This window comes from Microcoleus sp. CAWBG58, from assembly GCF_020883045.1.
GTDB lineage: Bacteria > Cyanobacteriota > Cyanobacteriia > Cyanobacteriales > Microcoleaceae > Microcoleus.
Map to the genome: position 1 here is coordinate 58996 of NZ_JAHRFA010000028.1, position 22927 is coordinate 81922.

Consider the following 22927-nt stretch of genomic DNA (forward strand, 5'->3'; position numbering starts at 1 on the left):
CAACTGTCAACTGTTGAAAGATTCCCCATTACCAATTCCCCATTCCCTATGACTGTGCCCTCAGACTTGGAGACATCCGAACAAGATTCCGACAACAACCTGGAACAAGTTAGCGCCGAAAATAGCATTGAACCAGTCGCCGATGATTTGATGGCTGTCAACAACTTAAAAGGTGCAGAAGTTAGCCCGGAAAATATTCCACCAGCCGCTGATGATTCTATGGGTGTGAGTAACCTAGAAGGTGCAGAAGTTAACCCAGAAAATAGCATCTCAACAATCGTCGATGATTCTGTAGGTGTAAGTAACTTAGAATCTGAAGAAGTTACTTCGGAAAATATCATTGCACCAGTCGCCGACGATTTGACGGATGTCAGCAACTTAGAATCTGAAGAAGTTACTTCGGAAAATATCATTGCACCAGTCGCCGACGATTTGACGGATGTAAGTAACTTAGAATACGAAGAAATTAACCCAGAAAATAATATTGCACCAGTCTCTGACGATTTCACAGATGTCAGCAACTTAGAAACTGAAGAAGTCAACCCGGAAAATAGTATTGCACCAGTCTCTGACGATTTCACAGATGTCAGCAACTTAGAAACTGAAGAAGTCAACCCGGAAAATAACATTGCATCAATCGCCGACAGTTTTCTGGGTTCCCGCAACCTCGAAGACGAATATCTCGACGAACTTCCCGACGAAGTTGAGATGTCTTTGTTCGACCATTTAGAAGAATTGCGACAGCGACTTTTCTACTCGCTAATTGCCGTAGCAGTCGGTGTAGTTGGTTGTTTTTTAACTGTTAAACCCATCGTACAATTGCTAGAAGTACCCGCCGGGCCTGTCAAATTTCTACAACTAGCTCCCGGCGAGTATTTCTTTGTTTCTATCGAAGTAGCTGGGTACAGCGGTTTGCTGATTGCAAGTCCGTTTATTTTTTACCAAATAGCGCTATTTGTGCTACCGGGTTTGACTCGCAAAGAACGCAAGTTGCTCGGGCCAGTGTTTTTGGGTTCTAGTTTCCTCTTCTTGGGCGGGCTGGTATTTGCTTACATCGCTTTGATTCCAGCGGCGCTGAACTTCTTTGTTACCTACGGGGCGGATGTTGTAGAGCAGTTGTGGTCGATCGACAAATACTTTAAATTTGTACTGTTGTTAATGTTCAGCACGGGTTTAGCTTTTCAAATCCCAATTGTCCAAGTATTGCTCGGCGTTTTGGGAATAGTTTCTTCTAGCAAAATGCTATCTGGCTGGCGTTATGTAGTCTTGGGGGCGGCGGTTTTGGGTGCTGTTTTAACGCCTTCTACTGACCCTTTGACGCAAAGTCTTTTGGGGGGTGCGGTGCTGGCTCTTTACTTTGGTGGCGTCGGTTTGGTGAAGCTTTTGGGGCGTTAAACAGTTGATAGTTGACAGTTGACAGTTGACAGTTGACAGGTGACAGCGAAGTGATAAGAACCGAGATTTAAACTCCGTTCTTATCACAATCTGCCTTGATGCTGGGGCTTCAAACCCCTGCTATTCGGTGAGACTTAGGAAGAGTAAGTAATAGACAAGATTCTAAAAATAACTGGGACAGGCATCTTGACTGTCCCACAACTTTCTTTCGATCGCCTATCTTGATTTACCAGTGCGATCGTCAGAATGTAAAATAAACACGGTCGAGTTATAAATCCTTAAAAAAATGCGAGAACTTTACCCGCCCAGACAACCCTATAACGAAGGACAACTCAAAGTTTCTGACATCCATACCATTCATTTTGAAGAGTCGGGCAACCCAGAGGGAAAACCTATTGTATTGCTACACGGTGGGCCAGGAGGTGGATGTCCGCCTTTTTACCGACAATATTTTGACCCAAAAAAATGGCGTTTGGTGATGTTTGACCAACGCGGATGCGGTAAAAGTAAACCTCATGCAGAATTGCAAGAAAATACAACTTGGGATTTAGTCAACGATATTGAGAAACTTCGAGAATATTTAAATATTCAGCAATGGGTTGTTTTTGGTGGTAGCTGGGGAAGCACTCTATCTTTAGCTTACAGTCAAACCCATCCTGACCGTTGTAACGGTTTAATCTTGCGCGGCATTTTTATGCTGAGACAAAAAGAAATTCGCTGGTTTTATCAAGAAGGAGCAAGTTATATTTTCCCGGATGCTTGGGAAGAATATGTTAAACCTATCCCCATAAATGAAAGGGACGATTTGCTAACAGCTTATTACCAGCGCTTGACGAGTCCAGATCCTCACATTAGATTAGAAGCGGCTCGTGCTTGGTCAATTTGGGAAGGGAGTACGAGTAGATTATTTCCCGATTTAGATGTCAAGCAAAGCTTTGGAATTGATGCTTTTGCCGAGGCGTTTGCCAGAATTGAGTGCCATTATTTTATCAACAAGGGATTTATAGACCCGGAAGATAAATTGCTTTTAAATATCGATCGCATCCGCAAGATTCCGGCGGTTATCGTTCAGGGAAGATATGATGTTGTTTGCCCGATGATCTCGGCGTGGGAACTGCATCGTGCTTGGCCTGAAGCTGAGTTCATTGTAGTTGCCGATGCCGGACATTCGATGAGCGAACCGGGAATTCGTACCTGTTTAATGGAGGCAACAGATAAGTTTGCAGACTGGTAGTCATCCAAATTGCTAATGGTGAATTGCTGATTTTTAATTAGTCCTATAAAGATTTTATATCAAATCTGGTAGCATCAGAATTATTCAACTCCCCCTTCTCTCTCTGTGTGCTCTGTGTTCTCTGCGGTTAAATCATTCCCATGGAACCGGAAACAATATTATGCGTGAAAATGATTTTTTGGTGAGTATTAGACGATCGCTCAATTTGAAGATTTATAAAAAATATAGAGGTGCGATCGCGCGCGCCTCTATATTTTAGTAAAAGTTAAAATTCCACACCAAAGTTTTGTCAAAACTTTGCCTACATTCGGAACTGTTCTACTTCAGGCGTGTAGCCGATCGGCAAAATGTAATCGAGATTCTCGTGGGGACGAGCAATTATGTGATACGATAGCAACTTTCCGCCATCGACCTTTTTAACTGATTCAATTCCAGCAGCAACGGCTGCTTGCACTTCAGAGATATCTCCTCGAACTATAATTGTCCAGTAAGCACGGGTTATTTTTTCATAGCGCACTAAAGTAACTCGGGCTGCTTTCACCATTGAGTCTGCAACTTCTACGGCAGCGGGAAATCCTAAGACTTCAACCATTCCAACTGCAACACCCATTACAACATTCTCCTAAGTTTCACAAGATATCTGAGACTCATTGTATGTGAAAGTGTTGACAGAAATTGGTTCGGATGATTTTGGTCAGCGAGAAACCCCACCGCCCCAAATTTTCACAGCCCCACAGCCTCCTGTGGCATTTCAATCCTGCTGCCTGGCGCCCAGGAAAGCCCGCTACATCATAAGTTTGAATCAAAAAACTGCGAAAATTAGCTGCGCCACAGCGACGGTTCCTCGCCGCCCCCACGCTGGCTGACAAATTCGCCTGACGATTTTTGGGACTTTCAACTTAAAAAATCCAGCCCCGCCCAGACACAAAACTTTACAAGCGACGAGATGGGCGATCGCTCGCTATGATTTCCTTTGCAGCTTTCCCGATCGCACTCCGGTATGATTCGGATGTCACCGTATTTTATATGACTGAGGACTAAAGACTAAGGACTGATGACTGATGGCTCAAAACTCATCAAGCAACCACTCCGAGGCTCTTTCGCCCAAATCCAGGGGAACGCTGACAGCTTTGCCCAAGCGCGGGCGATCGCGAGTAGTGACAATATATTCTCTCACCTGTTCGGTGCTGCCCCAGCCGTTGAGGTAATTGGCCACCGCGTCCAAATGCTCGAAATAATCAGCCTCCGTCATCGGAAAAGACACCTGTTCCAAATATTTCCACATCACCTGCACAAAAATCTTGCCTCGCGTTCGCCGCAATCTGATATCGTAAGACTTTCCCCATTTTTGTAGGAGTAGCTGGTGTAAATCCTTGCCCGTCATGGTTGCTCCTGAGTGAATCTGTTAAACAATAAAAGACAAAGTTCAAAAAATGTAATAATACTCTAATAAAGGCTGGAAGGCGCATTCTTAAAAGGAATTTTCGCTGCCTCAAATTTGTGCGAGCAGATTAGCACTCCTAGTCCGAGTTGTCTGCACGTACAAGTTGGCTCACAAACAAACGTAACTTAAAACCGTAAAGGCAGGTCATGGCTCAAACTTCTGCTGGAAATCCCGATGTTCCCGATATGGGGCGTCGCCAATTTATGAATTTGCTGACGTTCGGTACAGTCACAGGTGTGGCACTGGGCGCGCTTTATCCCGTTGTTCAATACTTTGTTCCTCCGTCGAGTGGGGCTGTTGGTGGTGGTGTCACAGCTAAAGATGCCTTGGGTAACGACATCATCGTTAGCGAATATTTGACTTCGCACCCTGCGGGCGATCGCACTTTGGCCCAAGGCCTCAAAGGCGACCCCACCTATCTAGTGGTCGAAAAAGACCTAACTATCGCTGAATACGGCATCAATGCAGTCTGCACTCACTTGGGTTGCGTCGTGCCTTGGAATGCTAGCGAAAACAAGTTTATGTGTCCTTGCCACGGTTCTCAATACAACAGTGAGGGCAAAGTGGTACGGGGCCCCGCACCTTTGTCTTTGGCCTTGGCCCACGCCACTGTCGCAGATGACAAGGTAGCTTTTACCCCTTGGAAAGAAACAGATTTCCGTACCGGCGAAGAACCGTGGTGGTCTTAGTTTTTAGTTAGTAGTTAGTTGTTAGTGGTTAGTGGTTAGCAGTTGTTAGTTAGTAGTTAGTAGTTAGTAGTTAGTGGTTAGTAGTTTTTAATAGCAAATAACCAATAGCAAATAACCAATAGCAAATAACCAATAGCAAACAACCAATAGCAAATAACAAATAACAAATAACCAATAACAAATAACCAATGACCAATGACCAATGACTAAATTGTCTGAACCTTTGAGATTGAATACTCTGATGTCACAAATTAACTTATCTGCGGTATTTCGCCGCAGTGCCAGGACGATCGCCAAAACTGCCTTAATTGCGATCGCCGCCGCCGGATTTTTTCTCAGTAGCGACATCGCACTTCCCCAAGCAGCATTCGCTTACCCTTTCTGGGCCCAGCAAACAGCACCCGCTACTCCCCGCGAAGCTACAGGGCGCATTGTTTGCGCTAACTGCCACCTCGGTGCCAAACCGACTGAAGTAGAAGTCCCCCAATCTGTTTTACCAGACACAGTTTTTGAAGCTGTGGTCAAAGTTCCTTACGATCAAAGCGTGCAACAAGTTACCGGCGACGGTACCAAAGGCGGCTTGAATGTAGGTGCAGTTGTCATGTTACCCGAAGGTTTCAAGATTGCTCCCGCTGACAGAATTCCCGAAGAAATGAAGGAAAAAGTCGGCGATCTTTACTTCCAACCTTACAGCGAAACCCAAGAAAACGTTGTTTTAGTGGGCCCGCTGCCTGGTGAACAATACAAAGAATTGGTATTCCCAGTTTTGTCGCCAAACCCCGCAACTGACAAGTCAGTTCACTACGGCAAATATCTAATTTATGTCGGCGGAAACCGCGGTCGCGGTCAGGTTTATCCTACTGGCGCCAAGAGCAACAATACTGTTTATAATGCCTCAGTAGCTGGCACTATTTCTAAAATTGCTCAACCCGAAGATGGCGGTTATGAAGTGACAATTCAACCAGCAGAAGGTGCAGCGGTTGTTGATACAATTCCCCCAGGCCCAGAACTGATTGTTACTGAAGGACAAACTGTTGCAGCCGGCGAAGTTTTGACAAACAATCCTAATGTAGGCGGTTTCGGTCAAAAAGATGTAGAAATTGTGCTGCAAAGTGCAAATCGAGTTACAGGATTGATGGCTTTCGTAGCTTTGACTATGTTGGCTCAAATTATGCTGGTTCTCAAGAAGAAACAGGTGGAAAAAGTTCAAGCTGCTGAAATGAATTTCTAAAGCAGGACTTTCATGAGTTGGGTAAAGTACTCAGTTATTAGTGTCAACAAATACGTCTTGTGTAGTGCGAGACTGCTGCCTTACTATTAAGCCTAGATCCCCCCTAACCCCCCTTAAGAAGGGGGGAACAAGAGTATTCTTAAAGTCCCCCTTTTTAAGGGGGATTTAGGGGGATCGAGACTTAGATACAAACCTGAGATATAAAAGGTTTTAGGCAATTGTTGAGACTAATGGTGCTTTGTGCGTACCCAACTATTAAGTAAGTAAGGCGGGGAATACCCGCCTTATTCTTTGATAAATAAGAAGTAAAATAATGCCAATTGATGAGAAAACAATTCAAGTAGGATCGCTGGAATGGTTTTATCGGGAAGCAAATCCGGTAAACGAAAGTGATAAATCTCCTGTGTTGCTGCTGCACGGTATACCGTCCCAAAGCTTTACCTGGAGTGCGATTATGCCAGATTTGGCGGCCCAGGGATTTCGATCGATAGCGCCGGATTGGGTGGGCTACGGGCGATCGACAAAACCAGACAAACGCGACTTTGCTTATACTCCCGATGCCTTTGCAGACGCCCTTGCAGGCTTTATTCAAACCTTAGAATTAGACAGAGTTTCCCTAGTCGTCCAAGGATTTTTAGCATCTGTCGGCATCCAATACGCTTTACGAAATCCCGATAAAATCGATCGTTTAGTAGTCATAAATACACCAATTTCAGCAGATATCAAATTGCCTTGGAAAATGCAGCAGTTGGGACTGCCATTTATTGGTGATATGCTGACGCAAGACCCACTTTTGATAGACAGAACCCTCGAAGGCGGAAGTCGCATCAGGGTATTAGACAAGGATTTAGATGTTTACCGGCGCCCGTTTTTGAAGAGTTCGGATGCAGGGCGATCGCTAATGAACACCATCCGCAACATTCAACTGCCAAAGTCAATGGCAGAAATTGAATCCGGCTTACAAGGATGGACAAGCCCAACCTTATTTGTATGGGGTTTAACCGATCCTTGGCTGAGTGTTGAACCAGCTAAAAAATTAGTCACTTCCATGAAAAGTGCCGAGTTAGTCACCTTAGAAGAAGTCTCCCATTATCCTCAAGAACATTGGTCAGAAAAAGTTGGCGGTGCTCTGATAACTTTTCTGCGCCAAAAGGAGGTAAAATAATATTTTGTACATAACTCTCGGTGCAAAGTAGGGGCGGTGTCTCGGTGCCGGCCCGCAACGAGAAATCTAAAATCTAAAGTCTAAAATCGCTGTCAGGAACTCAGAGGCTCAAGCCACTGAGCTTGTAAGAAATTGCAAGCTGTTCTGACCAGACCCCTCCTAGGAGGAGACGTTATTTAGGTCACGACACCGGAGAATGCGACGCCAGTTTTCCGCTCTGTCATCTGCGATTAAACAGTTTTAAAGTCACTGAAACAGTGTCGCAGGTCTAACAAGCCTTTATAACCAGGTCAAGGCGAACATTACCCCGGAAGGGAGGCTCCATCAGGAGCAAACATTATGCGATCGCTGGTTGCAACATTTGAGATGGTAATTGTCCCATCGAAAGTACATTACAAAAGTACACCGGACTCTTGCAACTCCAAGGCAGTAATGGAAAGATTCAAGGCGATTGAAATCGCCGGGTCGTTTTCCTCTCAGGTCTTTCATACTCTGAGTTTACCACTTACCGTATTGTTTTTATGACTCGTCCCCGTTCCTTTTTTGCCTTGATGATGGCATTTTTGATGGCATTTCTGGTTAGTTGCAGCAGTGTCGAAGCAAAAGTTCCCACGACTTACACAGCAGCCCAGATCCAACAGATTCAGCGCTATGTTCCTACTCTGACAGAGTTCCGATCGCGCATGGACAACCTAGGAACCCTAATTCAGAAAAAAAATTGGATTGATGCCAAAACTTACATTCACGGGCCTCTCGGCGAATTGCGCGCCACGATGAAAACCGTGTCGGGCAGTTTGTTGCCGAAATCTCAACAGCAAGCTATGGATTTGACCAAGAGTTTGTTTGCTGATTTGGTAGAGATTGATAACGCTGCTAAAATGGCTGACAATGCCAAAATCACCGCTAGTTATAGCAAAGCTGTGAAGGATTTCGATACTTTCTTGCAGCTACTTCCTAAAGCCTAATAGCTTGAGGAAGTAGTTATTGTAGGGTGCGTCAGGGCTGAAGGTTTGGAACACAGACGAAGAACTTTCTCCCTGATACCAATTTTTGATGAGACCCCGTAGAATTCCGAAATCCGATCCCCCCTAACCCCCCTTAATAAGGGGGGGACAAGATTCCGATCGAAGTCCCCGCAACGATGCGGGGGATTTAGGGGGATCGGGATATATGCAACTTCACATTAAATTGGTATGACGCACCCTACTGCTAAAATATAAAATCTAAAATTTAATTGAATGATTCGCGTTGCAATTATTGGTTGCGGTATTGTTGGGGCTTCGATCGCGTTTGAATTAAGTAAATTTCCCGAATTAAAAGTCACTGTATTCGACAAACAGCCCCCAGCCCAAGCTTCTACAGGTGCAGCCCTCGGTGTTTTGATGGGAGTAATCAGCCACAAAACTAAGGGCAGAAATTGGCATTTAAGGGAAACCAGCCTTCAGTATTACGAAACTTTGATTCCTGAATTGGAAGCAGCTACGGGACGGAAAATTCCATTTAACAAACAGGGAATTTTGCTGCTGTGTTCGGAAGGAGAGGATTTAAGTAAGTGGAAAAAGCTAGCAGCAACTCGCAAGTCTCAAGGTTGGAAATTAGAACTTTGGGAGGTGGAACGAGTGCGCGAGTTTTGTCCTCATCTTGATTTAAATCATAACATAATTGCTGGGATTTATTCGCCTCAAGACCGGCAAGTCGATCCGATCGCACTAACTTTGGCTTTGGTGGATGCTGCTACACAAAATAAAGTGATTTTTGAGTTTGGGGTGGAAGTTGCAGGGGCCCAAATGGCTGATAGTGGCAAGTTCGATCGACTAATTGTATCTGCTGGTTTAGGTTCCGCTGCTGTCACTGCATCGCTAAATCAATTGGTGGACATTCGCCCGGTGTTGGGACAAGCCCTGCATTTGCGGTCAAAAAATCCCTTAGGAAACCCAGATTTTGCGCCAGTAATTACCTGCGATGACGTTCACATTGTACCTTTGGCAAATCAAGAATGTTGGGTAGGGGCGACGGTGGAGTTTCCCGAAAACGGCGGGGAAGTGCAGGCGAATGCTGATATGTTGGATGAAGTGATGGCAAGGGCGATCGCACTTTGTCCGGCCTTAGCCGAGGCCCAAATCATCCGAAAATGGTCGGGATTGCGCCCGCGCCCCGAAGGACGCCCAGCCCCAATTATCGAAGCGCTTCCCAGTAACAGCAAGGTTTTGATAGCTAGCGGCCACTACCGCAACGGTGTTCTGCTGGCCCCTGCAACCGCGCGATCGATCCGAGAGATGATTTTGCAATAATTAACAAATGTTAATATAATCAATAAAGTGGTTGAAACCGCGTCAACACGAGACTTTACCCGAGGAGTGCGGGTTGAAGACTAGGTAATTGAAATTACGTTATCTTCTTGAGTCCGCGGAGGCGGACATTGTTTGTCTAGGCGCGGTTTCAACCGCCGTCTTATCTTACATCTAAAAATGTCCGAAAACCCCTTAGGAAAGCCACGAATTTTGTGGCGAGTAATCTTGCTATCTGGAGTCAGCTTGCTGCTATATTACGGCTGGTACAAATGGATTATTCAAGAAGAATTGCGGACTTATAACGGCAAGGGTTGGTCGGGGACACTTTGCTTGTTGCCCTTTGTTTTAGGAGTAGCCATCCCCCAAGCTTTGCGAATATTCGACCCCGACGTTCCCGGATGGTTTGGTTGGTTTTCCTTCGTAGGAATTGCTTGGATTTACATCGTGCAGTTCAAACTTTACAACACAGTTAACGAATTGTACCGCCAAGAAGGAATTAAAGAACCGCTAACTGTTTGGTGGATGTTTGTACCTGGTTTAAATTTAATTGTCGGCTTGCGGCAAATTCATTTCTTAAGCCAGTTTTGGGCAAAAAAACAGGGAATTGAAGTCAAGGATAACTTAGCCGAAAGCCTTCCTTTTCTGTCAGCTAACGCTTGAGGTAAAACTTTTCACACCGATATCATAGGTTTGTAGTGAGGACTTCAGTCATTTCCATTTACACAGGTTTGTAGTGAGGACTTCAGTCCTTTCCAGGTTTGTAGTGAGGACTTCAGTCCTTTCCAGGTTTGTAGTGAGGACTTCAGTCCTTTCCAGGTTTGTAGTGAGGACTTCAGTCCTTTCCAGGTTTGTAGTGAGGACTTCAGTCCTTTCCTTGTACAGCAGAATAATGATTTTCCGAGTGTAGTGCGATCGTCCTCCCTCGCATGAAAGTGTGGCATCATCAGCCCTTTCTCCATGTTTGAGTCAATCAGGACTAAAGTCCTCACTACGAACCTGTTAATCAGGACTTTAGTCCTCACTACGAACCTGTTAATCAGGACTTTAGTCCTCACTACGAACCTGTTAATCAGGACTTTAGTCCTCACTACGAACCTGAGTTAATTAGGACTTTAGTCCTCACTACGAACCTTTGAATCAGGACTTTAGTCCTCACTACGAACCTGAGTTAATTAGGACTTTAGTCCTCACTACGAACCTGAGTTAATTAGGACTAAAGTCCTCACTACGAACCTGAGTTAATTAGGACTAAAGTCCTCACTACGAACCTTTGAATCAGCAAAACCGATTCGGTAAATTAGCAAGAATCAGTTTAAGTTCCGGTTCATTAACCCGCTTAATTGCTTTCGGAATACTTACCCACTGTCGCTTTCTACAGCTAGCTTCCGGCCATTTTTCCAGAACAGTTTGTACTTGCAGTAAAAATACTTCTACCTGACAAATATAGCCAGACTTTTGGTACTCGTAAGTTCCCAGCAAATCCGGGAACACCTTACCCAACAAACCTGCTTCTTCCCAAGCTTCCTTAGCAGCAGAATCTTGAGGAGTCATGTCAGGTTCAATTAACCCTTTAGGAATCACCCAACGCTTACCCGTTGAAGAAGTGATCACCATTACTTCAATTTGTCCGTTTTGAATGCGGTAGGGAATGACAGCCGATTGTTCTACCAATACAATAGTTCTTGTACTCATGATTTATGCAATCTTTAGGGTGCAAAGGCTGCTTCAACTTGATTGAAAGTTGAAGATTCAAAATAAAAATGTTGATACACCCTGATTATCTATTAGAACTTACCCACCGATACAGCAAAATCAGTTCCTTTTATGAAAAATAATTGCTGAAAGCTATTTTTTCATAAAAAAAGCCAGGTTTATTTATTGAGTCGGATTGCTTAAGTTCTATTTGCGATCTCTCAGTCGAGACAATAACTAAGTCAGAAATAGAAATATGTAGGATTTTACCTTTGCTTAAAATACCAAACTTCAAGGCAATACAGCTAAAAAATAAGATTATTTTAATAACAGGGCGATCGCCAATCGCAACTTTAAATGCACCCAACCCAACTAACGGCGTTTCCAGAGTTTTGCCAAATTTATCCACAAAATAGATGGCTGCTATTGAACTGGCAGAATGTCTTCCAGGATACCTAATGTTAGAATTATTGTAATTGTTAGCTGGTAGGGTGCGTCGCCCGAAACAATCCTCGATCGTAGCAACAATCTCATAGCGACGCACCTTACTACAATATTTTTTGTCAGATTTAGCTTGCTACTGGGGCGGTGCGTGACTGTACACATTTGGCTGGTTTCGATTTAACGATTTATCGCCGTCACACACCCTACAATTAGCTCGTAGGGTGTGTCGCCCGAAACAATCCTCGATCGCAGCGACAATCTCATAGCGACGCACCTTACAAATCATCGGACTTCTAGGTAGAGGTCGCTATCAAACTATCAACTGTCAACTGTCAACTGTCAACTGTTGAACTAATCTTTCTTCGCCTTAGCCTCCAGATTTTCCATCCTACTCTTCAAATCTTGATTGTCCTTTTTCACCTGATCTAACTCCTCGCGCAACTGCTTCACCGCTGCATCAGAACCAGCATTTTTCTGCACTCTTTGCACAGCTTCATCAGCCATCATGCGGACGCGGCCATCAGGAGTTTGGTCAGCTAAAGAACGCAAAATTCTGATAGCTTTGCGAGTTTCCATCTGTCCCAAACCGACAACAACAGATACTTGAGTCAAGAAAAAAGTCTCTTTAGAAAGTTCCGCCAATCGGTGCAAAATGCGTTCCAAATTGAGCTTAGTTTGACCTGTCGAAATTGTCCCCAAAGAGCGAATTGCAGCCAAGCGCAAAGCTTGCGGAGTACCAATGGCTGTGTATTTCAAAATCAGGTTTAGCGCATCTTCAGAAGTTTTCATTTGTGCCAAACCGGAAATAGCACCCGATCGCACAACCTCATTCCAGCCCTCGCGCTCTTTCAAAACCAATTTTAACTCTTTGAGTACCTGTTCGTCCGTGGGTTTTTCATCGGGGTTAGCCCCTGCGATCGCACCCATCGCACTCGCTGCGGCCGCTTCTACATAATAGCTGTCATCGCCTTTTTCAACGATCGACCTCAGCGCCTTATAAGTCTCGTGAGTCTTAATTTTACCTAACGCATTCACCACCGCACGGCGCACCCGAGCATCTTTATCCTTCAAACCAGTTACTAAACCATCAAAAGCTTGGTCGAGTTTAATCTCAACCAACTGACCGGCAACTTCCGCCCTCACAGCCCAAAACGGCTCTTTTTTGAGAACTTCTGACAGCGCTTTCACAGCTTCCAAGCCTCCCTTTTTCGCCAAAGCGTGGGCGGCGTAAATCCTAGAAACCGGGTCTGGATCGAACTGTAACTGAGCTTTGAGTTCGGCAACTCCATACTCTAGAGCAACTGTTTTTAGGTATTTATTGCCGACATCAAAACTGATATATGCGGGCTTCTCTTCTAGGGGGAAATAGAAACTTTGCTCGCGTTCGTGAACTCGAACCGTGAAAGTTTTTATATTAGCAGCATTTCGCTCATCTGCATCTTTTTCCGGTTTGTAACCGAAGCCGATCGGAATTTTGAGGTCAAAGACATCTTTGCTGTTACCGTTGCCATTTTTGTTGTCTTTTACCTGAGTTTGGGTAATAGTAACTTTGGCTAATTTGCTGTCGCCGTCCCAGGAATAAGCAACTTTGTAATCTGGATGGCCGCCGCGATAAACGTACTGGTCAAACAGGAACATGAGATTGCGACCAGTGGCTTTTTCGATCGCCCTTAGCAAATCGATCGTTTCGACAGTCTGGTGAGCGTTATCGCGCACAAAAGTTTGAATTGCCTTGTAAAATAGTTCGTCGCCCAACTCAGCGCGAATCATGTGATACACGCAAGCGCCTTTTTCGTACAAATGGCGATCGTACAATTCAATCGCTTCGCGGTAAACGTGAGTCACCATCGGCCGGCGGTAGCGGGCGCTGTCTTCAGCTAAATAGTTGCGGGCTTCACCTAACATATAATAAGCCGCATCTTCTTTGCCGTATTCTTTGTCAGTCCACAACACCTCACAATAGGAAGCCATGCCTTCTTTGATCCAAGCATGAGACCAATGTTTAATTACTACTAAATCGCCGAACCATTGGTGAGCTAATTCGTGGGCGACTAAGCTTTCTGTACCGCGATTGTCGAGGCTGGCGCGTTCGTCTAACAAGCACCTATCTGTTAGCAAAGTTGTCGATGTATTTTCCATGCCACCGAAGATGAAATCATCGACGCAGACTTGAGCGTATTTAGGAAAAGGGTAAGGATAGCCAAATGCTTCCGAGAAAAATTCAATCATTTTGGGCGTTTTGCCCATGCTGCGCTTACCGTCAGCTTCGCGACCTTTTTCGACGTAATAATTAACTGGTTTGCCATTCCATTCGTCTTTGATTTCGGCAAAATCTCCGACTGCTAAGGTCATTAAATAAGTCGGATGTACCTGAGTTTGCGACCAGTGATAAATCTTGTCGTCGCCGTCGTTTTTTGTGCTAATTAATTCGCCGTTGGATATTGCAAAAAATTGTCTGGGAACTTGCACTCTAATTTCGGAAGTTGCCAACTGTCCGGGATAGTCGAAACAGGGAAACCAGAAGCGGGAATCTTCGTCTTCGCCTTGAGTCCAGACTTGTGTTGGTTTGTCGGGATAGTGTTTGTCGGGGCCGACGAAATAGAGGCCGCGCTGGGGTTTTTCGACCGAGTAGGCGATCGCAATTGTAATTGGTTCGTAAGCTGTTGTTGGTTCGTGCAGTTGAATTTGCAGCACTTCGCCGTCGCTGTCAAAATTTTGCTCGGTTTCCCCGACTTTTACAGATTTAATCTTCAGGTTGACAGCATCTAAGGTTAATTTGTCAATACCGCTGCGGACTGGATTTATGCGGATGCTGCAAGTGCCGCGAAAACTTTGTTTGGGAATATCGAGCACTAAATCGAGGAAAATATGCTCTACTTGTCCGGGGCGATCGGGGTTGTAGTGGGGTCTAGCACCGGGCATCTCGAAGGATTTGTGACCGTTTTCAGTATCAAAGTAGTTGTTTAACATTGTGATTGAGGAGTTGTGAGTCGATCGGCGATCGCAGGCAGCAGCTATCGGGCGGAACTGCCAGCTTAATTACAGAGTAGCGCGTCCTAGTTGCTGTTGTCGCTAATCTGAAAAATTCAGGCGATCGTTCCCGGAATGAAAAAAAGGATTTTTTAGCTACAATATCAGCAAGGCTAATGTCTGCAATCATCAGCCTGCAATTTAAATTGAGAGGGAAATCTGCGTCAACAACCCACCACTGACCTGAGTACAGGTTCAGTGGGGGCTTGAAATACAGCTCTAGTTGACCCGTCTTATGTACTTTGAGTACTACGTTTTTTGAGTTACGACACCTACAGATGCGACGCCAGTTTGTAGCACTGTCATCTAACGTTAAACAACCATTTGGGAGGTACTGCGTTAGATCTAACAAGCTCAAAAAACATTGACCAGGCGAACTTTACCCGCAAGGAGGGACAGCAATGTCCAAAGTCTTCCTAATAGACCAAGGTAAACAACCACTAAATCCAGTGTACCCAGCACAGGCAAGACAACTATTGCGTGATGGAAAAGCTGCCGTATTTCGTCGCTATCCCTTCACATTGATACTAAAAAAGGAGGTGTCAAATCCAAAAGTCAAACCACTCCGAATCAAAATTGACCCAGGCGCAAAAACAACTGGACTTGCACTGATTGACGACAACACAGGTGAAGTTGTTTGGGTAGCCCAATTGCAGCATCGAGGGTTTCAGATTCGGGATTCCTTAACTTCACGCCGTCAGTTACGGAGGTCACGACGTAATCGTAAAACTAGGTATCGCAAGCCTCGTTTTCTCAACCGCACTCGCCCCAAAGGATGGTTGCCACCGTCTTTAAACAGTCGAGTTGCCAACATCTTGACCTGGGTTAAACGCTTGTCATCGCTGTGTCAAGTTACTGCCATATCTCAGGAATTAGTAAGGTTTGACACTCAGCAGATGGAAGATGCAGAGATTAGCGGTAAGGGATACCAACAAGGCACGCTTGCTGGGTACGAAATACGTGAATTCTTACTCGAAAAATGGGGTAGAACCTGTGCTTACTGCGGTACAAAAGACATCAAGCTTGAGATTGAGCATATCCAACCTCGGTCAAAAGGCGGTTCTAACCGCCTCAGCAACCTATGCCTAGCCTGTGTCTCTTGTAATCAGAAAAAAGGAGTCCAAGATATTAAGAATTTTCTAAAAGGTAAGCAAGACTTGCTCAAACGCATCTTGTCTCAAGCTAAAAGACCTTTGGCAGATACAGCCGCCGTCAATGCAACTCAATGGAATTTGTACGAAAACCTTAAAAAAATAGGGTTATCTGTTGAAGTAGGTACGGGTGGTCGTACTAAGTACAACCGAACTATTCGAGGCTTAGACAAGACGCATTACTGGGATGCTGCTTGCGTTGGAGTATCGACACCAGAACAATTAATCACAACAGGTGTTAAGCCTTTGTTGATTACTGCCAAGGGACATGGAACTCGTCAACAATGCCGCACGGATAAGTTTGGATTTCCGGTTCGTTATTGTTCTAGAACCAAGTTTCACAAAGGTTTTCAAACGGGCGACATCGTTAAAGCTGTTGTAACTTCAGGGAAAAAGATTGGAACTTATGTTGGTAGAGTAGCCACTCGCGCCATCGGTAGCTTCAATATTTCAACGCCTGATGGACTGGTTCAGGGAATCAGCCACAAGTACTGCAAACACATTCATAAAAAGGATGGTTACGCTTATGTTGCATAGATCCTGCCCCCCTTTTCCTCCCGTTTACCCCGTGCTGAGTACAGCTATGCTAGAAGTTTCCAAGGGGGAAGACAGATGACAGCTACACTATCAGTTCCCAGTGCGATCGCATCTTGGCTTGGTGACGAAGCCGAAGACTTGCTCACCCATCAAGCAAAAATTTCCAAAGATTTGTTGCACCTACCAGGCCCGGATTGGGTCGATCGCATTTTCGCTCAAACCGATCGCTCTCCTCAAGTTTTGCGATCGCTCCAGCAACTTTATTCTAGCGGACGCTTGGCAAATACCGGCTATTTATCCATCCTGCCAGTAGACCAAGGAATCGAACACTCAGCCGCCGCTTCTTTTGCACCAAATCCCATCTATTTTGACAGCGAAAACATCATCAGACTAGCAATATCTGCGGGCTGCAACGCTGTCGCGACAACTCTCGGAGTGTTAGGAAGCGTATCTCGGAAATACGCGCACAAAATCCCTTTCATTCTCAAACTAAATCACAACGAACTGCTAACTTATCCCAATCAATCTGACCAAATAATGTTTGCTTCCGTCGAGCAAGCTTGGAATTTGGGAGCCGTTGCAGTCGGAGCTACAATTTACTTTGGTTCCCCAGAATCGACGAGGCAAATCCAAGAAGTCAGCCAAGCTTTTGCTCACGCCCACGAGTACGGCATGGCAACAATTTTGTGGTGCTACCTCCGCAACGATATCTTCAAACAAGACAAAGATTATCACCTTGCCGCTGATTTAACAGGTCAAGCAAATCACCTAGGAGTGACAATTCAAGCCGACATCATCAAGCAAAAATTGCCCGAATTTAACAACGGCTACGCAGCAGTTGCTAAAGCCAGCGGCAAGACTTACGGCAAAACCGACAGCCGGGTGTATTCCGATTTGACAACCGATCACCCGATCGATCTAACCCGCTATCAAGTGCTCAACTGTTATGCAGGAAGGATGGGTTTAATCAACTCCGGCGGTGCTTCGGGAAAAACCGATTTTGCCGAAGCAATTCGCACGGCGGTAATCAACAAGCGCGCAGGCGGCTGTGGCTTAATTTCCGGCCGCAAAACTTTTCAGCGTCCCTTTGAAGAAGGTGTAAAATTGTTTAACGCCATTCAAGACGTTTATTTGTCGCCCGAAATCACGATCGCCTAAAACTTCACAGCACACTAAAATTAGGGTGCGTGCTGCGAACCCAATGCTATAAGGTTCGTAGTGCGTCCTGGTGTCCGCAGAATTAAGAGCGGACACCAGGACGCACTACGAACCGTTTTGGTTATGCTAATCTACCGGACATGATATCAGTTCTAATCCCGAGCAAAAAACTCGATCGAACGGTTTGATTTCCATACTGTGCAACTATCAACTGTCAACTGTCAACTGTCAACTATCAACTGTCAATGAGCGGTATAACCCCCATCAATTACCAATTCAGAACCAGTAACAAACTTCGATTCATCCGATGCCAGATAAAGAATACCGTAAGCAACATCATCAGGTTCACCCATGTGTCCCACCGGATGTAAGCTATCAAGGATTTTCCGTCCTTCAGCCACATCACCTTGTTCGGCCAACAACTTCTCTACCAGCGGTGTCCAGATAAATGCCGGATGAACTGAATTAACCCGAATCTTATTTTTGGCATACAATAGCGCATCTGTTTTGCTCATCAACCGCACTGCTCCCTTTGAGGCATGATAAGGAGGCATATCCGGGCCGCCAACCAATCCGTAAACAGAAGACAAATTAATAATGCTGCCACCTCCCGTTTCTAGCATCGAAATCAAAACGTGTTTAGTACAGAGGAAAACACCATTTACATTTATTGCCATCAACTCATTCCATTCATCTTCGGCGATTTCGTGGGTGGGTTTATTGATACCAACAATCCCTGCATTGTTCACTAAAATGTCAATTTTTCCCCACTTCTCTCGAACTTCAGACACCACCTGTTTAACGCTCGCTTCTTGTGTAACATTTAGATGCCAGTATTCTGCTTTTCCGCCTTTTTCGGTAATCTCTTCTACCAAACCTCTGCCTTCCTTCTCAGCTATATCCGTTACCGCAACACAGGCTCCTTCTTTCGCCAGCAACAGACAAGTCGCCCGACCAATTCCCGAAGCGCCACCTGTGACAACCGCAACTTTCCCTTCTACTCTATTCATAAAAACCTCTTCAAGAAATGAGTTACAACAGTGACATCGGATACACCAACTTGGCTACAAGTATGATATAGCGAAACTAACCAATTCGCCGATCCATCCCGACACCAACCAGGCTACAGGTATCATGTGGGGATTCTGGCGAATATGCTACGCAAATAGTATAGTGTATCAGGAACCTGCTTGTACCATGTGTGGGTTGAACCAAGCCACAATTACTTGTTGTAACTCAATCAATTTTTGTCGAAGTATGGCATTCGCGCGATCGTCCATGATAGAAAGGGAGAACTAGGGACATATCTGAAAACGAGAATTTAACGTTCAGATTTTTGTTTTAACTAAGGATCGCAAATTAAATAACTTACATTTTTAATTGTTATGTGAGATGAGAACGAAATATGACTCCACAAGTGATGGCTGCGGTTGCGAGCATCAATCCACCAGCCAGACCATAAGTTGTACCTAAACCCACCCATTGACTCAAAGGTTGACTGACGAAGGGTGAAGTAAATTGACCTAGGAAAAAGCTGGTGGTAAGTCCGCCCAAAATTCGCCCTCGCAGAGATGCGGGAGTTGATGAGGTCAAACATACGTTCATATTTGGCATCAGTAACCCGACACCTAAACCAGCGATCGCCAAACCAATCAAAACTATCTCATAGGTGCGAGCAAAACTAATCACCAGATAACCAATCCCCATCAACCCAAAGGCGATCGCATAAATGTTCGTAAAGGTGAAACGAGCTTTCAGGCGTTGATAGCTAAGGGCGCTGATGGAAGTAGCGAGGGTAGCAAGGGCGATCGCCAATCCACTTTGCGAAGCATTAGCACCCATTAACTGCTGAAGATAAAACGGAATCTGCACCGGAATCATGTAAAACACGATTTGAGTAAGCAGTGCAATACCGTAGGTTGTCAGTAGCAGCGTCCACGGGACTGCCTCAGATGCGATCGCACCAGCTTGTTGAACAGCATCTTTATCGCGATCTGGTTCAGGAAGTACCAGCAAAATCAATGGTAGAATCAACCACGCCATCAGGTAAATTAGAAACGGTTGCCGCCAATTGCGATCGGCCAAATAGCCGCCGAGGGTGAGAAAAATCATGCCGCCGAACCCCATGAAAGCTGCTTGCAATCCCAGGAATTGCGATCGAGCCGCACCGATGTAATAATCAGCAATCAGCGTGGTTGCAGTCGTCATGATACCTGCCACGCTGAAGCCCAGGAGCATCCGTCCGAGCAAAATTAGCCCAATTTGATCCAACAGAAACCCAGAGCTGCCTGCGAAGCCATAGAGAAACACAGATAAACCGAGCAAGCCTTTGCGCCCAAAGCGATCGATCGCAATTCCGGCAACGGGCGCACCGATCGCGATAAACAAAGCTGGGGCCGTCAACACCAATCTCACCCAATAATCGGCATTAGAAACAGCCGCAAAGTGCTGCCGCATTGCTGGGAGGGAAGGGGCGATGGTTGCTCCTGCCATCACGGTTAGGGTGCTGGCTAGCAGCAGGGTTGCTTTAACGAGAAATGTATCAGGGCTGCGTGGTTTCATAGACTGTTTAGGCAATTATCTGCCTTCATTTGTGTGGATTTGCTTGTCATATCATGTCCGGTTGATTACCATCACAAAAACCGTTTGTAGTGCGGACTTCAGTCCGCAGCATAAAGCGGACTGAAGTCCGCACTACAAACCTTACTTATTGGGGTCAATCGATCGGACATGATATATCATTTGCGATCGGTCTATCAAATTCTTACATACCAAAGTTTTTTTTGTACCCATCTGCTTAGATCGACCCCAAATATCAGGCAGGTAAACACAGATGAACACAGATAATTTCAGGGTATTTTGGAGATAATGCAATTCCTGTCTATTCAAAATGATTGACTAGGGTTTGAAGTCGATTATAATCCTAATTTCCCAATGTATTCTGCTACAAAAGTTAGTGCGATCTGCGGATATTGAATGTTCGCAATATTGTCTAACTTGCCCTTACCAGAAACCATCGTGAATAGATCCAAATCTAAAATCTAAACTTCTAACTCATCTTTTTGAAAAAAGATATATAATTAAAAGATGCCTCACAGCCTTATTTTAAACCTACTGCCAGTTGCACCAATCCCATCCCAATTTTTAACGGGACGGCATATCCACGCCTTATTTCTCAACCTGGTGAGTGCTGTAGATAGCGATTTGAGCGCGTACCTGCACGACCAATCCAACGAAAAAGCTTTCACATTAAGCCCTTTCCAAGCAAGCAGAAAAGAGACTTACAAAAACAGCAACTCGCAGCCACAAAAGAGGGTTTTGCCTCCGGCGGGGCGCACAAGTTCCCACGCCCTACAGTGGGAACACAAGCAAGCAATTGGGGAAAATACGCCGATTTGGTGGCGCATTTCTCTGCTGGATGACGGTTTGTTCGATCGCCTAACTCAACTGTGGCAGCAACTCAACTTCGAGCGCCCGTGGCATCTGGGCCCGACAGATTTGTACGTGACTAGCATTGTCAGCGAAGCGCGATCGCACCAACCGTGGGTGAATTTTTGCAATTACGCCGAATTGTTCGATCGCGCTTCGGAAACTGAGCGCCAAATTGCGTTTACCTTCTGCACTCCTACTAATTTTCGGCAAGGCGTGTACGATAGTGCGATGCCGACTAGAGAGAGTATTTTTGGCAGTTTGGCAAATCGTTGGAACAAGTACAGCGAAATTGCGATCGAACCTACTTTCACAGAAGCTATTTTTCCCAGTTTCTTCGATATCCGCACCGAAGTTTGTACGGATTCTCGGAGTAAATTTATTGGCTGCGTCGGCGAGGTTAGTTACCGAATTATGGGAGATGTCAGTCCGCTTGCGGTCAAACAAATTAACGCTTTAGCAGATTTTGCACTTTACAGCGGAGTCGGGCGCAAGACGCCGATGGGAATGGGAATGACGCGCCGATTGCCAAATTTTTAATCATTCACTTTTCGGCTTAATTTCACTGACGATTTCATAAACATCAGTGTCAGGACTTTTCGCAAACAAAGGCGTCATCTGCTTCAATATTTGCTGATAAGCTTCGCTTTGATTGGCGGCCATCTCTTCTACGCTTTCCCAAAAAATGATGGCAATACCTTTGTCTGTATTGGGCAATTGCAGTAGGTATGCTCCCTTAAAACCTGTGGCATAAGTCGCAACGGCTTTGCCAAAAAGTTCTTCTGCTTCTTTGAATTTTCCTGGTTTAAATTCGCCAATGGCAACGTAGGCAAACTGATGTCTGAGAAAGTCTAAAAATTCTGACATATGCTTTTCCTCAAAAAATTGTGATACACCAAGTTATATTTTAGGCGATCGCCCGAAAATTGTAAAATTCGCCCGTTTAGTAGCTTCGCGCTCAGCACAGCCACCGATTTATGAGATATTGCAGCTAGCTGCGATCGCACTTTACACCTAAAAACACGTAAAAAACGGTTTTTTGCAATAACCCAATTGAAATTTGTAGAACTTATCTGCAAAAATTCTAACAGACAAATACCAATAAAGTAAATAATCGCTAAAAAAAATGCCAAAAATATTAGTAATTGAAGACAATAACTTAATCCGAGAAACCGTTTTAGAAATTCTGAACTTGGGCGATTTTGAAGCTGTCGGCGCTGAAAACGGAAAACTTGGTGTCGAGTTAGCGATCGCCCAAATTCCCGATTTAATCTTGTCTGATGTCATGATGCCGGAACTCAACGGCTTTGAAGTTTTTGCGATTTTGCGATCGCACCCTGCAACCGCCAGCATTCCGTTTATTTTTCTGACAGCTTCCGAAATGGAAAAAGCGATCGAACTCAAAGCAGACGGCTATCTCAAGAAACCTTGCAGCATGACAGAAATCCTCGGGGCGATCGCCACTCAACTAGAAAAACCGATATTTATCGAAGAAGGAAGAAGGCTCTCGGGCTGCACTCAGGCTCAAAAGACTTGTCCTGAGGGCAGCCGAAGCAAGCAACAAGGCACTTCTGCTTCGCTCAGGCTCAAAAAAAGGAAAAAAGAAGAAGCAAGAAATAATACAAGCTCGTCGAAAGTAGAATTAAGAATATCCTAACCATCAGATATGCTGCTATATCAGCCCTAAACATCAAAAAGTAGACAACTATTCTGCGCCATCAAATCTCAGGTTGCGCGCCCGGGTTCAAAAATCTAGGTTTGAGATTGCATTGCGTTGCTCGCAATAACGCCCGCAGTAACATTACTGATACATAAATTGAAGGAATGTCAAATTGGTTCCAGCCGGAGGTGACTTAGACTGGGTATATTGAATTTGTTGACACTCTCCGCCCTAAAGAGACGGGGATTCCTTCATCACAGGGAGCCTAGTAGCTTTACCCTCTGAAAGCATCTTGACGGTATGCCCTACCGCTGCAAGCCCACGCTGGACTACTACCTGCGCTGCTGCTACATCTCTATCTGCTTCATATCCACACT

General features: G+C 45.1%; 22 protein-coding genes and 1 pseudogene. 13 read left to right on the plus strand and 10 right to left on the minus strand.

Features of this window, described 5'->3' with window-relative positions:
- Nucleotides 1–627 precede the first annotated feature (627 nt).
- Together tatC and pip are read left to right on the plus strand one after the other, a co-directional pair.
- Nucleotides 628–1395 (plus strand): twin-arginine translocase subunit TatC, encoded by a 768-nt coding sequence (tatC, locus tag QZ918_RS14845; protein ID WP_293336308.1) that lies wholly within the window; start codon nt 628–630, stop codon nt 1393–1395.
- 286 nt (nt 1396–1681) lie between these two features.
- A complete protein-coding gene (gene pip, locus QZ918_RS14850; protein ID WP_293336274.1) occupies nt 1682–2629 on the plus strand; it encodes a prolyl aminopeptidase in 948 nt (315 codons plus the stop codon).
- 301 nt (nt 2630–2930) lie between these two features.
- Here the strand turns inward: pip and QZ918_RS14855 are convergent, their stop codons facing one another.
- The gene (locus tag QZ918_RS14855) at nt 2931–3239 is read right to left on the minus strand and encodes a carbon dioxide-concentrating mechanism protein CcmK (RefSeq protein WP_106149684.1); all 309 of its coding nucleotides are present in this window, start codon (nt 3237–3239) and stop codon (nt 2931–2933) included.
- 46 nt (nt 3240–3285) lie between these two features.
- Here QZ918_RS14855 and QZ918_RS14860 point away from each other — a divergent pair, with 46 nt between their 5' ends.
- Nucleotides 3286–3495, plus strand: a complete 210-nt coding sequence (locus tag QZ918_RS14860; protein WP_293336276.1) for a hypothetical protein — start codon at nt 3286–3288, stop codon at nt 3493–3495.
- 200 nt (nt 3496–3695) lie between these two features.
- Here the strand turns inward: QZ918_RS14860 and QZ918_RS14865 are convergent, their stop codons facing one another.
- A complete protein-coding gene (locus QZ918_RS14865) occupies nt 3696–4013 on the minus strand; it encodes a DUF3067 family protein (RefSeq protein WP_293144705.1) in 318 nt (105 codons plus the stop codon).
- Between the two features lie 206 nt (nt 4014–4219).
- On the opposite strand from QZ918_RS14865, the gene petC reads away from it, so the two are divergent.
- The 6 genes from petC to QZ918_RS14895 all read left to right on the plus strand — a co-directional run bounded on the left by petC (nt 4220) and on the right by QZ918_RS14895 (nt 10109).
- Nucleotides 4220–4762: a cytochrome b6-f complex iron-sulfur subunit gene (gene petC / locus QZ918_RS14870; RefSeq protein ID WP_293144703.1), complete on the plus strand. Its 543-nt coding sequence runs from the start codon at nt 4220–4222 to the stop codon at nt 4760–4762.
- 241 nt (nt 4763–5003) lie between these two features.
- Nucleotides 5004–5993 carry a cytochrome f gene (gene petA, locus QZ918_RS14875; RefSeq protein WP_293336311.1) on the plus strand — a complete coding sequence of 330 codons (990 nt, stop codon included), beginning with the start codon at nt 5004–5006 and terminating at the stop codon, nt 5991–5993.
- 313 nt (nt 5994–6306) lie between these two features.
- Entirely contained in the window at nt 6307–7158 is an 852-nt protein-coding gene (locus tag QZ918_RS14880) for an alpha/beta fold hydrolase (RefSeq protein WP_293336278.1), read from the plus strand.
- A gap of 521 nt (nt 7159–7679) precedes the next feature.
- Complete coding sequence (psbQ, locus tag QZ918_RS14885; protein WP_293144699.1) at nt 7680–8123, plus strand: photosystem II protein PsbQ; 444 nt, start codon at nt 7680–7682, stop codon at nt 8121–8123.
- Nucleotides 8124–8396: 273 nt separating this feature from the next.
- Nucleotides 8397–9449 (plus strand): NAD(P)/FAD-dependent oxidoreductase, encoded by a 1053-nt coding sequence (locus QZ918_RS14890; RefSeq protein ID WP_293336280.1) that lies wholly within the window; start codon nt 8397–8399, stop codon nt 9447–9449.
- 177 nt (nt 9450–9626) lie between these two features.
- Nucleotides 9627–10109 (plus strand): hypothetical protein, encoded by a 483-nt coding sequence (locus QZ918_RS14895; protein ID WP_293144695.1) that lies wholly within the window; start codon nt 9627–9629, stop codon nt 10107–10109.
- Between the two features lie 615 nt (nt 10110–10724).
- Here QZ918_RS14895 and QZ918_RS14900 read toward each other — a convergent pair.
- From QZ918_RS14900 to QZ918_RS14915, 4 genes are all read right to left on the minus strand, one after another.
- Nucleotides 10725–11141: an NUDIX hydrolase gene (locus QZ918_RS14900; protein ID WP_293336282.1), complete on the minus strand. Its 417-nt coding sequence runs from the start codon at nt 11139–11141 to the stop codon at nt 10725–10727.
- 130 nt (nt 11142–11271) lie between these two features.
- Nucleotides 11272–11685 carry a hypothetical protein gene (locus QZ918_RS14905; RefSeq protein WP_293336284.1) on the minus strand — a complete coding sequence of 138 codons (414 nt, stop codon included), beginning with the start codon at nt 11683–11685 and terminating at the stop codon, nt 11272–11274.
- 251 nt (nt 11686–11936) lie between these two features.
- Nucleotides 11937–14555: a M1 family metallopeptidase gene (locus tag QZ918_RS14910; protein ID WP_293336286.1), complete on the minus strand. Its 2619-nt coding sequence runs from the start codon at nt 14553–14555 to the stop codon at nt 11937–11939.
- The gene (locus QZ918_RS14915; protein ID WP_293336288.1) at nt 14536–14745 is read right to left on the minus strand and encodes a hypothetical protein; all 210 of its coding nucleotides are present in this window, start codon (nt 14743–14745) and stop codon (nt 14536–14538) included. Before QZ918_RS14915 ends, QZ918_RS14910 begins: the two co-directional genes overlap by 20 nt.
- A 271-nt stretch (nt 14746–15016) precedes the next feature.
- Between QZ918_RS14915 and iscB the strand changes: the two genes are divergently transcribed.
- The gene (gene iscB, locus QZ918_RS14920; RefSeq protein ID WP_293336290.1) at nt 15017–16303 is read left to right on the plus strand and encodes an RNA-guided endonuclease IscB; all 1287 of its coding nucleotides are present in this window, start codon (nt 15017–15019) and stop codon (nt 16301–16303) included.
- Nucleotides 16304–16378: 75 nt separating this feature from the next.
- Entirely contained in the window at nt 16379–17461 is a 1083-nt protein-coding gene (locus QZ918_RS14925) for a class I fructose-bisphosphate aldolase (protein WP_293336292.1), read from the plus strand.
- Nucleotides 17462–17703: 242 nt separating this feature from the next.
- Here QZ918_RS14925 and QZ918_RS14930 read toward each other — a convergent pair whose 3' ends face one another.
- Nucleotides 17704–18471 carry an SDR family NAD(P)-dependent oxidoreductase gene (locus QZ918_RS14930; RefSeq protein ID WP_293336294.1) on the minus strand — a complete coding sequence of 256 codons (768 nt, stop codon included), beginning with the start codon at nt 18469–18471 and terminating at the stop codon, nt 17704–17706.
- Nucleotides 18472–18844: 373 nt separating this feature from the next.
- Complete coding sequence (locus QZ918_RS14935; RefSeq protein ID WP_293336296.1) at nt 18845–20023, minus strand: MFS transporter; 1179 nt, start codon at nt 20021–20023, stop codon at nt 18845–18847.
- A gap of 525 nt (nt 20024–20548) precedes the next feature.
- Here QZ918_RS14935 and cas6 point away from each other — a divergent pair.
- The gene (cas6, locus tag QZ918_RS14940; RefSeq protein WP_293336298.1) at nt 20549–21430 is read left to right on the plus strand and encodes a CRISPR-associated endoribonuclease Cas6; all 882 of its coding nucleotides are present in this window, start codon (nt 20549–20551) and stop codon (nt 21428–21430) included.
- Here the strand turns inward: cas6 and QZ918_RS14945 are convergent, their stop codons facing one another.
- A complete protein-coding gene (locus tag QZ918_RS14945; protein ID WP_293336300.1) occupies nt 21431–21757 on the minus strand; it encodes an antibiotic biosynthesis monooxygenase in 327 nt (108 codons plus the stop codon).
- Nucleotides 21758–22016: 259 nt separating this feature from the next.
- Here QZ918_RS14945 and QZ918_RS14950 point away from each other — a divergent pair, with 259 nt between their 5' ends.
- Nucleotides 22017–22547, plus strand: a complete 531-nt coding sequence (locus tag QZ918_RS14950; protein ID WP_293336302.1) for a response regulator — start codon at nt 22017–22019, stop codon at nt 22545–22547.
- Between the two features lie 234 nt (nt 22548–22781).
- Here QZ918_RS14950 and QZ918_RS14955 read toward each other — a convergent pair.
- Nucleotides 22782–22927 (minus strand): annotated as a pseudogene (locus tag QZ918_RS14955) (RNA-guided endonuclease TnpB family protein); the annotation flags it as partial.

Bases quoted from the DNA above. Each gene is read 5' to 3' on its own strand.
- QZ918_RS14890 (WP_293336280.1), top strand. From the start codon at position 8,397: ATGATTCGCGTTGCAATTATTGGTTGCGGTATTGTTGGGGCTTCGATC.
- QZ918_RS14880 (WP_293336278.1), top strand. From the start codon at position 6,307: ATGCCAATTGATGAGAAAACAATTCAAGTAGGATCGCTGGAATGGTTT.
- iscB (WP_293336290.1), top strand. From the start codon at position 15,017: ATGTCCAAAGTCTTCCTAATAGACCAAGGTAAACAACCACTAAATCCA.
- petA (WP_293336311.1), top strand. From the start codon at position 5,004: ATGTCACAAATTAACTTATCTGCGGTATTTCGCCGCAGTGCCAGGACG.
- pip (WP_293336274.1), top strand. From the start codon at position 1,682: ATGCGAGAACTTTACCCGCCCAGACAACCCTATAACGAAGGACAACTC.
- QZ918_RS14915 (WP_293336288.1), bottom strand. From the start codon at position 14,745: ATGATTGCAGACATTAGCCTTGCTGATATTGTAGCTAAAAAATCCTTT.
- psbQ (WP_293144699.1), top strand. From the start codon at position 7,680: ATGACTCGTCCCCGTTCCTTTTTTGCCTTGATGATGGCATTTTTGATG.
- QZ918_RS14855 (WP_106149684.1), bottom strand. From the start codon at position 3,239: ATGGGTGTTGCAGTTGGAATGGTTGAAGTCTTAGGATTTCCCGCTGCC.
- QZ918_RS14945 (WP_293336300.1), bottom strand. From the start codon at position 21,757: ATGTCAGAATTTTTAGACTTTCTCAGACATCAGTTTGCCTACGTTGCC.
- QZ918_RS14930 (WP_293336294.1), bottom strand. From the start codon at position 18,471: ATGAATAGAGTAGAAGGGAAAGTTGCGGTTGTCACAGGTGGCGCTTCG.
- QZ918_RS14865 (WP_293144705.1), bottom strand. From the start codon at position 4,013: ATGACGGGCAAGGATTTACACCAGCTACTCCTACAAAAATGGGGAAAG.
- QZ918_RS14935 (WP_293336296.1), bottom strand. From the start codon at position 20,023: ATGAAACCACGCAGCCCTGATACATTTCTCGTTAAAGCAACCCTGCTG.
- petC (WP_293144703.1), top strand. From the start codon at position 4,220: ATGGCTCAAACTTCTGCTGGAAATCCCGATGTTCCCGATATGGGGCGT.
- QZ918_RS14950 (WP_293336302.1), top strand. From the start codon at position 22,017: ATGCCAAAAATATTAGTAATTGAAGACAATAACTTAATCCGAGAAACC.
- QZ918_RS14925 (WP_293336292.1), top strand. From the start codon at position 16,379: ATGACAGCTACACTATCAGTTCCCAGTGCGATCGCATCTTGGCTTGGT.
- QZ918_RS14895 (WP_293144695.1), top strand. From the start codon at position 9,627: ATGTCCGAAAACCCCTTAGGAAAGCCACGAATTTTGTGGCGAGTAATC.
- cas6 (WP_293336298.1), top strand. From the start codon at position 20,549: ATGCCTCACAGCCTTATTTTAAACCTACTGCCAGTTGCACCAATCCCA.
- QZ918_RS14910 (WP_293336286.1), bottom strand. From the start codon at position 14,555: ATGTTAAACAACTACTTTGATACTGAAAACGGTCACAAATCCTTCGAG.
- QZ918_RS14900 (WP_293336282.1), bottom strand. From the start codon at position 11,141: ATGAGTACAAGAACTATTGTATTGGTAGAACAATCGGCTGTCATTCCC.